Source organism: Micromonospora marincola, assembly GCF_056150385.1.
Window position 1 is genome coordinate 92103 of the sequence record NZ_JAXCFT010000006.1, and the last position, 13769, is coordinate 105871.

13 protein-coding genes are annotated in these 13769 nt (G+C 71.5%); 9 read left to right on the forward strand and 4 right to left on the reverse strand.

The window, feature by feature from the left end; all coding sequences use genetic code 11:
• The first annotated feature begins 6 nt into the window (after positions 1 to 6).
• The 3 genes from SM450_RS16150 to SM450_RS16160 are packed head-to-tail and all read left to right on the forward strand — an operon-like array spanning position 7 to position 3053.
• A complete protein-coding gene (locus SM450_RS16150) occupies positions 7 to 990 on the forward strand; it encodes an ABC transporter permease (protein WP_474620544.1) in 984 nt (327 codons plus the stop codon).
• A 25-nt stretch (positions 991 to 1015) separates the two neighbouring features.
• Positions 1016 to 2044, forward strand: a complete 1029-nt coding sequence (locus tag SM450_RS16155) for an ABC transporter ATP-binding protein (RefSeq protein ID WP_474620749.1) — start codon at positions 1016 to 1018, stop codon at positions 2042 to 2044.
• Positions 2037 to 3053: an ABC transporter ATP-binding protein gene (locus tag SM450_RS16160; RefSeq protein ID WP_474620545.1), complete on the forward strand. Its 1017-nt coding sequence runs from the start codon at positions 2037 to 2039 to the stop codon at positions 3051 to 3053. Before SM450_RS16155 ends, SM450_RS16160 begins: the two co-directional genes overlap by 8 nt.
• A 72-nt stretch (positions 3054 to 3125) precedes the next feature.
• On the opposite strand, the gene SM450_RS16165 is transcribed toward SM450_RS16160, so the two are convergent.
• Entirely contained in the window at positions 3126 to 3479 is a 354-nt protein-coding gene (locus SM450_RS16165) for a chorismate mutase (protein ID WP_474620546.1), read from the reverse strand.
• A 445-nt stretch (positions 3480 to 3924) separates the two neighbouring features.
• On the opposite strand from SM450_RS16165, the gene SM450_RS16170 reads away from it, so the two are divergent.
• Together SM450_RS16170 and pcrA are read left to right on the forward strand one after the other, a co-directional pair.
• Positions 3925 to 4242 (forward strand): hypothetical protein, encoded by a 318-nt coding sequence (locus SM450_RS16170; protein WP_474620547.1) that lies wholly within the window; start codon positions 3925 to 3927, stop codon positions 4240 to 4242.
• A gap of 146 nt (positions 4243 to 4388) precedes the next feature.
• On the forward strand, positions 4389 to 6779 hold the full coding sequence (gene pcrA / locus SM450_RS16175) for a DNA helicase PcrA (RefSeq protein WP_474620548.1): 2391 nt from the start codon (positions 4389 to 4391) through the stop codon (positions 6777 to 6779).
• 42 nt (positions 6780 to 6821) lie between these two features.
• On the opposite strand, the gene SM450_RS16180 is transcribed toward pcrA, so the two are convergent.
• Both SM450_RS16180 and SM450_RS16185 read right to left on the reverse strand, forming a co-directional pair.
• Positions 6822 to 7589 carry a M23 family metallopeptidase gene (locus SM450_RS16180; protein WP_474620549.1) on the reverse strand — a complete coding sequence of 256 codons (768 nt, stop codon included), beginning with the start codon at positions 7587 to 7589 and terminating at the stop codon, positions 6822 to 6824.
• Between the two features lie 250 nt (positions 7590 to 7839).
• A complete protein-coding gene (locus tag SM450_RS16185; RefSeq protein ID WP_474620550.1) occupies positions 7840 to 8559 on the reverse strand; it encodes a M23 family metallopeptidase in 720 nt (239 codons plus the stop codon).
• Between the two features lie 383 nt (positions 8560 to 8942).
• On the opposite strand from SM450_RS16185, the gene SM450_RS16190 reads away from it, so the two are divergent.
• The 3 genes from SM450_RS16190 to sucD all read left to right on the forward strand — a co-directional run bounded on the left by SM450_RS16190 (position 8943) and on the right by sucD (position 11826).
• A complete protein-coding gene (locus SM450_RS16190; RefSeq protein WP_474620551.1) occupies positions 8943 to 9347 on the forward strand; it encodes a cobalamin B12-binding domain-containing protein in 405 nt (134 codons plus the stop codon).
• 410 nt (positions 9348 to 9757) lie between these two features.
• Positions 9758 to 10936, forward strand: coding sequence for an ADP-forming succinate--CoA ligase subunit beta (gene sucC / locus SM450_RS16195; protein ID WP_474620552.1), 1179 nt, complete (start codon positions 9758 to 9760; stop codon positions 10934 to 10936).
• Positions 10937 to 10938: 2 nt separating this feature from the next.
• Positions 10939 to 11826 carry a succinate--CoA ligase subunit alpha gene (gene sucD / locus SM450_RS16200; RefSeq protein WP_474620553.1) on the forward strand — a complete coding sequence of 296 codons (888 nt, stop codon included), beginning with the start codon at positions 10939 to 10941 and terminating at the stop codon, positions 11824 to 11826.
• Positions 11827 to 11879: 53 nt separating this feature from the next.
• Here the strand turns inward: sucD and SM450_RS16205 are convergent, their stop codons facing one another.
• A complete protein-coding gene (locus SM450_RS16205; protein WP_474620554.1) occupies positions 11880 to 12149 on the reverse strand; it encodes a DUF4190 domain-containing protein in 270 nt (89 codons plus the stop codon).
• 161 nt (positions 12150 to 12310) lie between these two features.
• On the opposite strand from SM450_RS16205, the gene SM450_RS16210 reads away from it, so the two are divergent.
• A complete protein-coding gene (locus SM450_RS16210; RefSeq protein ID WP_474620555.1) occupies positions 12311 to 13690 on the forward strand; it encodes a cell division protein PerM in 1380 nt (459 codons plus the stop codon).
• Positions 13691 to 13769 lie beyond the last annotated feature (79 nt).

Below are 13769 nucleotides of genomic sequence, written 5' to 3' on the forward strand. Positions count from 1 at the left end.
GCGGGCATGAGTGACCCGAATACCGCGTCGGTCGTGGCGACGCCGCCCGCGACCATGCCCACCGAGGCCGGTTCCGGTGCGCCCGTCAACGCCGGCCTGCCCGACAGCGCCAAGCAGCACGAGCCACGGGGCCTGCTCGGCGACGCCTGGATCGACCTGCGCCGCAAGCCACTGTTCTGGATCTCGACGGCGCTCATCCTGCTGTTCGTCGTGATGAGCGCGTTCCCCTCGTTGTTCACCTCCGGAGACCCCGAGACCGGCTCCCTGGACCGAAGCCTGGTCGACCCCGCCGCCGGCGGATGGTTCGGCTATGACGTGCTGGGTCGCGACGTCTACGCCCGCACCATCTACGGTGCCCGAGCCTCGATCATCGTGGCCATCGTGTCCACCGTGCTGACGCTGCTGATCGGCGGTGCCATGGGCATCCTCGCCGGCTACCGCGGCGGATGGGTGGACACGCTGCTGTCCCGGATCGCGGACGTCTTCTTCGGCCTGCCGTTCGTGCTCGGCGGGATCGTCATCCTCACCACGTTCAACGGATCCGGCACCGACAACGACGAGTGGACGATCATGGGGCTGGTCATCCTGTCCCTGACCGTGTTGAGCTGGCCGGTGGTTATGCGGTTGATGCGTTCCTCGGTGCTCGCCACCAAGGAGGCCGACTACATCGTCGCCGCACGGGCACTTGGCGCCGGCACCGGTCGCATCATCATGAAGCACCTGCTGCCCAACTGCCTGGCGCCCCTGCTGGTCTACGGCACGATCATGGTCGGCTCGTTCATCGGCGCCGAGGCCACGCTCTCGTTCCTGGGCATCGGCCTGAAAAGCCCGGTGGTCTCCTGGGGCATCATGATCAGCGAGTCGCAGAACTTCCTCCGGGTCTCGCCGTTCCTGCTGTTCTTCCCCGCCGCGTTCCTCGTCACCGCCGTGCTGAGCTTCGTCATGCTCGGCGAGGCGGTCCGCGAGGCCCTCGACCCGAAGCTCCGATAGGGGAACTGAGTTGTCCGACATTCTCGTGTCCGAGCAGTCTGCGGCCGGCGCCGGCGGATCCGGCCGCCCCTCGGGTCGCCTGCTGGAGGTCGACGACCTGCGGGTGGAGTTTCGCACCCGGGACGGCGTCGCCAAGGTCATCAACGGTGTGACGTACCACGTCGACGCGGGGGAGACCCTCGCCGTGCTCGGCGAGTCCGGCTCCGGCAAGAGCGTCACGGCGCAGACGATCATGGGCATCCTGGACACCCCGCCCGGGTTCGTCACCGGCGGCGAGGTCCGCTTCCACGGCAAGGACATGCTCAAGCAGTCCGCCGAGCAGCGGCGACGGATCCGTGGCGAGGGCATCGCCATGATTTTCCAGGACTCGCTTTCGGCCCTCAACCCGGTTTTCACAGTCGGCTTCCAGATCGCCGAGCAGTTCCGCGTCCGGCGCGGCCTGAGCCGCTCGGACGCCAAGAAGCGTGCGATCGAGATGCTCGACCAGGTGAAGATCCCCAACGCCAAGGGTCGGTTCAGCAACTATCCGCACCAGTTCTCCGGCGGTATGCGGCAGCGCGCCATGATCGCCATGTCGCTGGCGCTGGATCCCGAGGTGCTGATCGCGGATGAGCCGACCACCGCGCTGGACGTGACCGTGCAGGCCCAGATCATGGACCTGCTCGGCGAACTCCAGCGGGAGCGGCAGATGGGCATGATCCTGATCACCCACGACCTCGGCGTGGTCGCCGACGTGGCCGACCGGATCGCGGTCATGTACGCCGGCCGAATCGTCGAGGAAGCCGACGTCTACGACCTGTACGCCAAGCCGGGACATCCGTACACGCTCGGCCTGCTCAACTCGATCCCACGGATGGACGAGAAGGGGCTGGAGCTCCGGACCATCAAGGGGCTTCCGCCGAACCTGATGAACATCCCGCCGGGCTGCTCCTTCAACCCGCGCTGCCCGATGGCGCAGCCGGTGTGCCGGGAGAAGGTCCCGCCGCTGCTCCAACTGGGCAACGGCCGGACCAGCGCCTGCCACTTCGCCGAGGAGCTCGTGAACCGTGACTGAGAACATCATCGAGGTTCGTGACCTGGTCAAGCACTACCCGGTGACCCGGGGCGTCGTGTTCAAGAAGACCATTGGTCAGGTCAAGGCGGTCGACGGCGTCTCCTTCGACCTCAAGGCCGGCGAGACGCTCGGCGTGGTCGGCGAGTCCGGCTGCGGCAAGTCGACGCTTGCCCGGGTGCTGATGAACCTGGAGAAGCCGACCGCTGGTCAGGTGCTCTACAAGGGTCAGGACATCTCCAAGCTCTCCGGTGGCGCGCTGCGGCGGCTGCGCCGGCAGATCCAGCTGGTGATGCAGGACCCGTACACCTCGCTCAACCCGCGGATGACGGTCGGCGACCTGCTCGGCGAGCCGTTCGAGATCCACCCCGAGGTGGCTCCGCGCGGCAGTCGGCGCGGCAAGGTCAAGGAGCTGCTCGACCTGGTCGGCCTCAACCCGGAGCACATCAACCGCTATCCGCACCAGTTCTCCGGCGGTCAGCGGCAGCGCATCGGCATCGCCCGGGCGCTGGCGCTGCGTCCCGAGGTGATCGTCTGCGACGAGCCGGTGTCGGCCCTGGACGTTTCCATCCAGGCCCAGGTGATGAACCTGCTGGAGAAGCTCCAGGCCGAGCTCGGCCTGTCGTACGTCTTCATCGCCCACGACCTGTCGGTCGTGCGGCACCTGTCGGACCGGGTCGCCGTGATGTACCTGGGCAAGATGGTGGAGGTGGGCACCGAGGACGAGATCTACGAGCGGCCGACCCACCCGTACACCCAGGCGCTGCTGTCGGCGGTGCCGGTGCCGGATCCGACCCTGCGGGAGAGCAAGGCGATCATCCGGCTCCAGGGCGACGTGCCTTCGCCGGTCAGCCCGCCCTCGGGCTGCCGGTTCCGCACCCGCTGCTGGAAGGCGCAGGACGTCTGCGCCCAGGAGGTGCCGTTGTTGGAGATCCGGCGGGGCTCGGACCACCCGAGCGCCTGCCACTTCGCCGAGAAGCGGGAGATCGTCGTCACCCACGGGGTGGCCTGAACCAGACCGGACCGCCTGCCCGGCGTCACCTCGACGCCGGCAGGCGGTTCGTCGTCTCCGGCGCCGCCCGGGTCACAACGGGCCGCGACCGGCGCGCAGCAGCAGCAGCGCGAGCTGCGTGCCGTCGGTGCCGAGCTCCGCCCGGAACCGCTCCAGGATCTCCCGCTCGCGGGAGAGCACTAGCCGGGTCCCGCCGGAGGCCATCCGGGTCGCGCCGACCTCGTGGGAGAGCGCGGCCCGCTCCTGCCAGAGCGCGATGAGCGTGTTGTCGATCTCGTCGATCCGCCGCCGGATCTCACCGATCCGCTCGGCTGCCGCCGAGTCGTCGGTGCCGGTACGCGCTGACGCAGCGCCGGTCGGGTCGCCGCCGGTCGGTCGGTCGTGCCGCGCCAGGCTGCCGTTGGACTCCACCACGTCAGTCATCATCGTCGTCCCTCTCAAGGATCGGGCCCGGTGCCCGGATCCCGGGACGAAATCGCCCCGGGCTCGGGAGCCCGGGGCTTTTCGTAGGTCTGACGATCAGGCGCGACCCACGGCTGCCGGACTCCCGGTGCCGTCGTAAAAGTAGAAGCGCTGATCGGACACGCCGTCGAGTATGCCCAGCCCCACGGTCGGCGCGCAAGGACTCCGCCATGTGGTTGCCCGGCAGGCGCGACGGGAGTTCGTTGCGGTTCCATCTCCCGGGGCTGCCGGAGCGGAGACCGGGCACGGTCGATCCCACCGCTAAGGGGCTGAAATTCGGCCGAAGCAGGGCATGGACAGCGGCGGCCATGATCGGTAGCGTGGCGTCAGCTATTTGAAGATCGTCGGCTGAATGCGCCGATGGTCGAAGTCGCTCCGGAGTCGGAGCACCAGGAACGGGGGATTTTGTATGGCCAAGAACTGGACACGCACCATGCGTTCGGTGGCGGTAACGGCGATGCTGGCCGGCGGTATCGTCGCCGGTTTCGGCTCCGCCGCCCAGGCTGCGCCGTCCGGCTGCGGCAACTCGACGGCCGTCAGCAACGGCTACTGGGCCTACTGCAGCTCGGGCACCGGGCAGTACCAGGCCGCCATCACCTGCTGGTACAACCACGGCGCCTCCAGCCGGACCCGGGTGGGCCCGTGGCGTGCCCCCAACGGGAGCGCGTCCGAGGTCCACTGCACGTCGAGCGAGGAGCTGGGCGGGTACTGGATCAACAAGAAGTAACCCGATCACGCTGGCTAGCCGTTGCTCCCCGCTCCCGTACGGGAGCGGGGAGCTTCTTTGTCAGCCGACCTGGTGAGGGCCGTTCCTCCGCCGCGACACCTGCGGCGTCGGGAAGTGTCCGGCCGACGGCATAGACTCGTGCTGCGATGCATCCTCTCTTCGACATTCCCGCGTCCCCGCCCGCGCCGGAGTCCCGGCCGACCCCGCCGCGCCGTTCCGCGGGCGCGCGGTCGGATCCGCAGGCCCTCCTCGACGGCCTGAACGGCCCCCAACGGGACGCGGTGACCCACGCCGGCTCCCCACTGCTGATCGTGGCCGGCGCCGGCTCGGGCAAGACCCGGGTGCTCACCAACCGGATCGCCTACCTGCTCGCCGCCCGGGACGTGCACCCCGGCGAGATCATCGCGATCACCTTCACCAACAAGGCCGCCGGCGAGATGAAGGAGCGGGTGACCGCGCTTGTCGGCCCACGGGCCCGGCTGATGTGGGTGTCGACGTTCCACTCGGCCTGCGTCCGGATCCTGCGTGCCGAGCACGAGCACGCCGGTCTCAAGTCGACCTTCTCGATCTACGACGCCGACGACTCGCGGCGGCTTATGCAGATGGTGGCCCGCGAGCTGGACCTCGACCCGAAGCGCTACCCGGCCCGGGGCCTGGCCGCCCAGGTGTCCAACCTGAAGAACGAGCTGGTCGACCCGGAGGAGTTCGCCGGCCGGGCCAAGGGGCCCAACGAGCGGGCGCTCGCCGAGGCGTACGCGCTCTACCAGCGGCGGCTGCGCGAGGCGCACGCGCTTGACTTCGACGACCTGATCATGACCACGGTGCACCTGTTCCAGTCGCACCCGCACGTGGCGGAGAGCTACCGTCGCCGGTTCCGGCACGTGCTCGTGGACGAATACCAGGACACCAACCACGCCCAGTACGTGCTGATCAAGGAACTGGTCTCCGGCACCGAGGGGATCCCGCCGGCCGAGCTGTGCGTGGTCGGTGACGCCGACCAGTCCATCTACGCCTTCCGTGGCGCGACCATCCGCAACATCCTGGAGTTCGAGCGGGACTTCACCGACGCGCGCACCATCCTGCTGGAGCAGAACTACCGCTCGACCCAGACCATCCTCAACGCGGCCAACGCGGTGATCGACCGGAACACCTCGCGCAAGCCCAAGCGGCTGTGGAGCGACGCCGGCGCCGGCGAGCAGATCGTCGGCTACGTCGCCGACACCGAGCACGCCGAGGCGGACTGGGTGGCGCGGGAGATCGACCGGCTGGTCGACGCCGGTGACACCCGTCCCGGCGACGTGGCCGTCTTCTACCGCACCAACGCCATGTCCCGGGTGTTCGAGGAGGTGTTCATCCGGGTCGGCCTGCCCTACAAGGTGGTCGGCGGGGTGCGCTTCTACGAGCGCAAGGAGGTCCGCGACGCCCTTGCCTACCTGCGCGCGGTGGTCAACGACGACGACACGGTAAGCCTGCGCCGGATCCTCAACACCCCCAGGCGGGGCATCGGCGAGCGGGCCGAGGCGTGCGTCGAGGCCCTGGCCGGGCGGGACCGCGTCTCGTTCGGCGCCGCGCTGCGCCGGGCGAAGGACGCGCCGGGGATCTCCAGCCGGGCCGCCAACGGCATCGCCGAGTTCGTCGCGCTGCTCGACGCCGCGCGCGAGCTGGCCGCCACCGGCACCCCGGAGGAGGTCCTGGAGGCGATCCTGACCCGCTCGGGCTACCTGGCCGAGCTGGAGGAGAGCCTCGATCCGCAGGACGCCGGCCGGGTGGACAACCTCCAGGAGCTGGTGAGCGTCGCCCGGGAATACACCGAGCGGGTCGAGGCGCTCGGCGCCGAGGACGAGCGGGCCACCCTGGCCGGTTTCCTGGAGCAGGTGGCGCTTGTCGCCGACGCCGACCAGATCCCCTCCGACGATCCCGACCACCAGGGCGTGGTCACCCTCATGACGCTGCACACCGCCAAGGGGCTGGAGTTCCCGGTGGTCTTCCTGAGCGGCCTGGAGGACGGCGTCTTCCCGCACCTGCGTTCGCTCGGCGACACCCGCGAGCTGGAGGAGGAGCGGCGCCTGGCGTACGTGGGGATCACCCGCGCCCGGCAGCGGCTCTATCTGTCCCGGGCGGTCACCCGCTCGGCCTGGGGCGCGCCGGCCTACAACCCGCCGTCGCGGTTCCTGGAGGAGTTGCCGCCGGAGCTGGTGCGCTGGGAGCGCACCGAGGGGTCGTACACCTCGTGGGGTGGTGGCGGGGCCGGTGTCGGCGGCCGGGCGGACCGGTCGTCGGGTGGCTTCACCGGCGGCACGCCCAAGGCGACCCAGCTCGCCAAGCGTCTCGGTGTGGACGCCAGCCGGTTGGCCACCGCGAGCGAGTTGAAGCAGGCCCCGAAGGTCTCGGCGGGCGACCGGGTCAACCACCAGCGCTACGGCCTGGGCCGGGTGGTGGCGGTGGAGGGCGCCGGGCCGGGCGCGCGGGCCCAGATCGACTTCGGTGACCAGACCATGTGGCTGGTGCTGCGGCACGCGCCGATCGACAAGCTCTGAGCGCGGGGCCGGCCCGGCGTCGCGCCGGACCGGCCCCCGCCGTCAGCAGGCCACGTCGATGCCCCGGGCGCGCAGGAACGGCGCCGGGTCGATCTGGTTCCACATGGTGTCCTTGTGCACCTCGAAGTGCAGGTGCGGGCCGGTGGCGTCGCCGGTGGCGCCCTCGTAGCCGATGACCTGACCGGCCGTCACCCGGTCGCCGACGTCGACGAGGAGCCGGCTCTGGTGGGCGTAGTGGGTCAGGTAGCCGTTGTGGTGGTCGACGAAGACGGAGTTGCCGTACCCGTCGCCCACGTCGCCGGCCTTGACCACGGTGCCGGCCGCGGCGGCCCGGATCGGGGTGCCGGCGGGCATGGCGAAGTCGATGCCGGCGTGCAGGGTGCCCCACCGCTGCCCGTAGCAGGAGGTGATGTCGGCGCCCTTCATCGGGATGACCCAGCTCGGCTTCGGCGCGGCCTTCTTGGGCTTGGGCTTCGCTGTCGCCTTCGCCGTCTTCTTCGGCTTCGGGGTGGTCGCGCTCGGGCTCGGGCTCGGGCTCGGGGACGGGCTGGCCGGGCCGGTGGACGGGGTGACCGGAGCGGCCGGCTCGCGGGCCGACCGGTCGGCCCGGGCGGCGGCGTCGGCGCGCGCCCGCGCGTCGAGGTCGATCGCGGCCGGGGTGGGGGGCGGGTCGTCGGCGGTGACGACCGCGGCGCCGCCGACGCCGAGACCGAGCAGGGCCACCGCGGCGGTGACCAGGTACGCGGTACGCCGGCCGGTGCGCCGGTGCCGGGCGGGGGTGGGGCTGATGTGCGGCACGGGAACCTTCACCAGTCGAGGGGCGGGTGGACCTCGAAATACTGGTGTCGGCGCATGGGTGGACCGGTGGCGGGTTCGTGGCGGCGGCGGGGGCGTCCCGGGATCGTGTCCGGCTTTCGCGCCGGGTGGGTGGTTCGCCGGAAGAGTCGATCACCGAGGGCTGTGGGCCCGCTCACATCCACGGGTGTGACGCGGTCAACGTGCCGATACGCGAAACCGCCCGGATCGCGGGATCCGGGCGGTCATCGGGCGGTGCGAAGAGTCAGGAGGCGGCTACGTCGCCGTAGAGTGCCTCGGTTTCGAGCTTGATGTCCACTCCGCGCTCCTGGAGCCACGGCACCGGGTCCAGCGGCTGGCCGTTGACATGCACCTCGAGGTGCAGGTGCGAGCCGTAGGAGTGACCGGTGTTGCCGACGAGGCCGAGCTGGTCACCGGCCTTCACCTGCTGCCCCTCCTTGACCGTCACGGCGGAGGAGTGGCCGTAGATGGCCTCGGTGCCGTCGGCGTGCCTGACGATCACGGCGTAGCCGTAGCCGCCGAACCAGCCGGCCTTGGTGACCGTGCCGGAGTGGATGGCCTGGTAGGGGGTGCCCTCCGGGGCGACCAGGTCGACGCCTGTGTGCAGCTTGCCCCAGCGCACGCCGTAGGGCGACTTGAAGTCGTAGCCGTGCAGGGGGAGGAGGTAGGGGTCCTGCTCGGTGGCGTCCGTGGTCGCGTCGCTCGAACGTTCGTCACGGGTGGCCCGGTCGGCGCTGTCGGCCCGGGCCGCGGCGTCCTGGCTGGCGATCGAGGCCTGCCGGAGCTCGTCGAGGACCGAGGGGCTGACGCTCTTGGCGTCGGGGAGGGCGTTCGCGCCGAGGGCGACGATGCCGGCGCCGACGAAGGCGGTGGTGACGACCGCCGCGTAACGGCTCCGCGGGGGGGTGGGTACGCGGCGACGGCCGCGATATCTATCGGGCTCAGACGACAGGCGCTGGCGCACGCACACCCTCCGTTGTCGGGGATCCGATGCGACCTCGGACCGTTCGGTGAAGCTCGGTCGAACCTCCGGTGTCGCGTCGTCACCCGTCCGTGGACTCGATGACAACCGTGCACACGTTAGCCAACCGCCACTCCTGTCACAAGCCGAAGCGCCGAACCGGCGATTCTTTATGTCCGTTTCCGTCCGCCCTTGTCAGGTTTCGTGCCGCTGGTCGGATGGCCCCTCCACCGTCCATTCGTAGCGGACGGTGACCATTCGGCGGAGGTGTCCGGCTTCCGGCGTACGTGATCGGGCGGTAGGGGTCGGCCCGGGTTCCGGCACCCCACCCGGCCGGGTTACCGTTCGTTCAGGTCAGGAGTGCCGCCGGTGAAAGGTGTACGTAGATGAGCTCTCGTATCCGGGTCGTCGTCGCGAAGCCCGGCCTGGACGGCCACGACCGGGGCGCGAAGGTCGTGGCCCGTGCCCTGCGGGACGCGGGCATGGAGGTCATCTACACCGGTCTGCACCAGACCCCCGAGCAGATCGTCGAGACGGCGATCCAGGAGGACGCGGACGCGGTCGGCCTCTCGGTGCTCTCCGGCGCCCACATGACCCTCTTCAAGCGGGTCCTCGAACTGCTCGCCACGCGCGAGGCCGCCGACATCGTGGTCTTCGGCGGCGGCATCATCCCGGAGGGCGACATCCCGGAGCTGGAGCGGCTCGGGGTCGCGAAGATCTTCACCCCGGGCGCCACCACCGGATCGATCGTGGACTGGGTGCGGGAGAACGTGGCCCAGCCGGTCGGCTGAGCGCCGGCACCGGAACGCGGGCAGGGGGAGGGGCCGGACGCACCCCTCACACGCCCGGCCCCTCTATGCACGATGCCCCGCCGCCACCCCTCGACCGACAGGGCATCGGCCGCTCCCGTCATCGCGCTTGACCAGCGCTCCGACATCACACTCAACGACGCCCCTGACCGGGGGTTACGCCCCGGCCGGGAGATCCCCCGGACGGCTGACGCCGCACTCCACGCGCCGACCCGGCATCCGGCGAGGCTGTGCATTACCGCACACCGCGCACCCGCTCGGTTGCCCCCGGTTCCCATCTCGTTAGGCTGCGGCAAATGGCCTGTCTGTTCTGATGACAGGCGTCAAACTGATTTTCCAACGCTGGTGGCGGCGCGACGGCGCGCCGCGGAGACGGGACGGGACGCGCAATCGTGGACCTGTACGAGTACCAGGGGCGGGACCTGTTCGAGCGGCACGGCTTGCCCGTGCTGGCCGGCGGCGTCGCCACGACCCCGGAGGAGGCCCGCGCGATCGCCGAACGCCTCGGCGGCCGGGTGGTCGTCAAGGCACAGGTGAAGGTCGGTGGCCGCGGCAAGGCCGGCGGCGTGAAGCTGGCCGAGGGCGCGGAGGAGACGGTGGCCCGGGCCACCGACATCCTCGGCATGGACATCAAGGGCCACACCGTCCACAAGGTCATGATCACGGTGACCGCGGACGTGGCCGAGGAGTACTACTTCTCGTACCTGCTCGACCGGGCGAACCGCACCTTCCTCTGCATCGCCAGCGTGGCCGGCGGCATGGACATCGAGGCGGTCGCCGCCGAGACCCCCGACAAGGTCGTCAAGGCGCCGATCGACGCCAACACCGGCGTGGACGAGGCAAAGGCCCGCGAGATCGTCACCGCGGCCGGCTTCCCCGCCGAGGTCGCCGACCAGATCGTCGACGTCGCGGTCGGGCTGTGGCAGGCGTTCGTCGCCGAGGACGCCACCCTGGTCGAGGTGAACCCGCTGGCCACCACCAAGGATGGCAAGCTGCTGCTCCTGGACGCCAAGGTCACCCTGGACGAGAACGCCGGGTTCCGGCACCCGGACCACGAGGCCCTGGTCGACCAGGCGTCGGTGGACCCGCTGGAGCAGGCGGCCAAGGAGAAGAACCTCAACTACGTCAAGCTCGACGGCGAGGTCGGCATCATCGGCAACGGCGCCGGCCTGGTCATGTCCACGCTCGACGTGGTCGCGTACGCGGGTGAGCGGCACGGCGGCGTCAAGCCGGCCAACTTCCTCGACATCGGCGGCGGCGCGAGCGCCGAGGTGATGGCGAACGGCCTGGAGATCGTCCTCTCCGACCCGTCGGTGCGGAGCGTCTTCGTCAACGTCTTCGGCGGCATCACCGCCTGCGACGCGGTCGCCAACGGCATCGTGCAGGCGCTGGCGCTGCTCGAGCAGCGCGGCGAGAAGGCCACCAAGCCGCTCGTGGTCCGCCTCGACGGCAACAACGCCGAGGCCGGTCGGGCCATCCTCGACGGCGCGGCGAACCCGCTCATCCAGCGGGTCGACACCATGGACGGCGCGGCCGAGCGGGCCGCCGAGCTGGCAGCTACGGGGGTCTGACAATGGCTATCTGGCTGACCAAGGACTCCAAGGTCATCGTGCAGGGCATGACCGGTTCGGAGGGTTCCAAGCACACCCGGCGGATGCTCGCCGCGGGCACCACAGTGGTCGGCGGCGTCAACCCGCGCAAGGCCGGCACCACAGTCGACTTCGACGGCGCCGAGCTGCCGGTCTTCGCCTCCGTCGCGGACGCGATGAAGGAGACCGGCGCCGACGTCACGGTCATCTTCGTGCCGCCGCAGTTCACCAAGGCCGCGGTGGTCGAGGCGATCGACGCCGGCATCGACCTGGCCGTGGTGATCACCGAGGGCGTGCCGGTGCACGACACCGCCGCGTTCTGGGCGTACAACGTGGCCCAGGGCGAGCGGACCCGGATCATCGGCCCGAACTGCCCGGGCATCGCCTCGCCTGGCGCGTCGAACGCCGGCATCATCCCGGCCGACATCACCGGCGCCGGCCGGATCGGCCTGGTGAGCAAGAGCGGCACGCTCACCTACCAGATGATGTACGAGCTGCGCGACATCGGCTTCTCCACCTGCGTCGGCATCGGTGGTGACCCGATCATCGGCACCACCCACATCGACGCGCTCGCCGCGTTCGAGGCGGACCCGGAGACCGACGCGATCGTCATGATCGGTGAGATCGGCGGCGACGCCGAGGAGCGCGCGGCCGAGTTCATCAAGGCCAACGTCACCAAGCCGGTGGTCGGCTACATCGCCGGCTTCACCGCTCCGCCCGGCAAGACCATGGGTCACGCCGGCGCGATCATCTCCGGCTCGGCCGGCACCGCCGACGGCAAGAAGGCGGCGCTGGAGGCGGTCGGCGTCAAGGTCGGCAAGACCCCGACCGAGACCGCCAACCTGATGCGGGAGATCATGTCCGGCCGTTGAGCGGCCCGTGCGTGCCGAGGGGGTCGACCGGTTCCGGTCGGCCCCCTCGTCGGTCAGCGGTACCAGTACGGGTAGTAGAAGTTGCCCCGGGCCCGCACGATCGCGCTGGCGATGATGTTGACGACGCCGAACGCGATGGCCAGCCAGCCGAGCAGCGGCGACTTGCCGAAGCGCCGGGCGTCCCGGATCGACAACCAGCCGAGGACGATGCCCAGGATGCCGCAGCAGAGCAGGCCGAGCACGATGCCGAGGACGCCCCAGAGCGTGCTCCGGTCCCGCCCGGCGGCCGGTGGCGGCGGGGGCGGTGGGTAGGGAGCGTTCACGGCTTCCTCCGGGCGGTCGGTGCCGCGACCGGAAAGGTCGCGCCATGAAGCCGAGGCTAGACCGGATCACCCCAGCCGATCCGGAGGTTCGGCGAACTCGCCACCGTCCCGACCCGGTATCGGACTGCCGTCCGTCGCGCGGCGTGCCAGAGTAGACGGCGATGTCACGTGCCACCCCTGACCAGCCCCGCCGGGCCGCGGGTCCGGCTGCCGGCGCCCGGCCGCGAGTCCGTGCCCGCCCAGCCGCGCGCGTGCCCGCGCCCCGCCCGGGCGAGCCGGCCCGGGGCCGGGCCCCGCTGCCCGTCGCCGCCGGCGTGGCCGCGCTCTGGGCCGCGGTGACCTCCTGGTTGCCGGTCACCGTGGTGCTCGGCCTCGCCCAGCTCACCGAGGACGCCGGTTCGTTCTCCGGCGCTGTGCGCGCCGGCCTGGCCGGCTGGCTGCTCGGGCACGGGGTGCCGCTGCAGACCGCCGCCGGGCCGCTCGGCCTGGCGCCGCTCGCCCTGAGCGTGCTCGTCGCCTGGCGGCTCACCCGCGCCGGGGTGCACGTCAGCCGGGCCGTGGGCGCCCGCGGCACCGGCTCACCCCGGCGGGCACTCACCGTCGCGGTCGCGGTCGGCATCGGGTACGCGCTGCTCGGCGCACTCGCCGCGCTCGCCGTCGGGGTGGGCGGGTTGCGGGTCTCGCCGGTGACCGCCGCGCTCACGTTCGCCGCGTTCGCCGCCCCGGCCGCACTTGTCGGCGCGCTGCGCACCACGGGCGTCTGGGCGCTGCTGGCGAGGCGTTGTCCACCGGTGATCCGCGACGGGCTGCGCGCCGGGCTCGTCGCGGCCCTGCTGCTGCTCGCCGCCAGCGCCGGGGCGGCCGGGCTCGCGGTGGCCACCGGCGGCGGGGACGCGGCCGACATGATCGGGGCGTACCGGACCGGGGTGGCCGGTCAGGCGGGCATCACGCTTGTCAGCCTGGCCTACGCGCCGAACGCCGCCGCCTGGTCGGCCAGCTACCTGCTCGGCCCCGGGTTCGCCGTCGGCACCGACACCGCGGTACGCACGAGCGAGGTGTCGGTCGGCGCGCTGCCGGCCGTACCGTTGCTGGCCGGCCTGCCGCGCGGCCCGGTGGACGGGCTCGAGGCCGCGTTGCTCGCGGTGCCGGTGCTGGCCGCGATGGCGGCCGGCTGGCTGCTGGCGCGGCGGCTGCTGCGCGTGGCGGCCGAGGAACGCGCCGAGGTCGGATGGCCGGAGCTGCTGGTCCCGGCCGCGCTCGCCGGCCCGGTCGCCGGCGCGCTGTTGGGGCTGGCCGCGGCGGCGTCCGGCGGGCCGCTCGGCGGTGGCCGGCTGGCCGAGATCGGCCCGTCGCCCTGGCCGGTGGCCGGCGTGGCCACGCTTGTGATCGCCGTGGGCGCGATGATCGGCGCCGCCGCCACCCGCACCCTGGCCCGCCCTACCCCGCCGCCCCGCCGCCGCCCCCGCCCCGAGCCACCCTCACCCCCGCCCGATCCCCCCGCCCGACCCCGCCCCGCCCCACCCCTGAACTCCGCACGCTGATGCACGGAAAGAGTGGCCATTCCGCCTGGGATGGCCACTCTTTCCGTGCATCAGGCCGCGTTCTGCGCGGCGCGGGGAG

Coding starts and splice junctions, on each gene's coding strand:
- SM450_RS16170 (WP_474620547.1), top strand. CDS start 3,925: ATGGCCAAGAACTGGACACGCACCATGCGTTCGGTGGCGGTAACGGCG.
- sucD (WP_474620553.1), top strand. CDS start 10,939: ATGGCTATCTGGCTGACCAAGGACTCCAAGGTCATCGTGCAGGGCATG.
- SM450_RS16190 (WP_474620551.1), top strand. CDS start 8,943: ATGAGCTCTCGTATCCGGGTCGTCGTCGCGAAGCCCGGCCTGGACGGC.
- SM450_RS16150 (WP_474620544.1), top strand. CDS start 7: ATGAGTGACCCGAATACCGCGTCGGTCGTGGCGACGCCGCCCGCGACC.
- pcrA (WP_474620548.1), top strand. CDS start 4,389: ATGCATCCTCTCTTCGACATTCCCGCGTCCCCGCCCGCGCCGGAGTCC.
- SM450_RS16165 (WP_474620546.1), bottom strand. CDS start 3,479: ATGATGACTGACGTGGTGGAGTCCAACGGCAGCCTGGCGCGGCACGAC.
- SM450_RS16210 (WP_474620555.1), top strand. CDS start 12,311: ATGTCACGTGCCACCCCTGACCAGCCCCGCCGGGCCGCGGGTCCGGCT.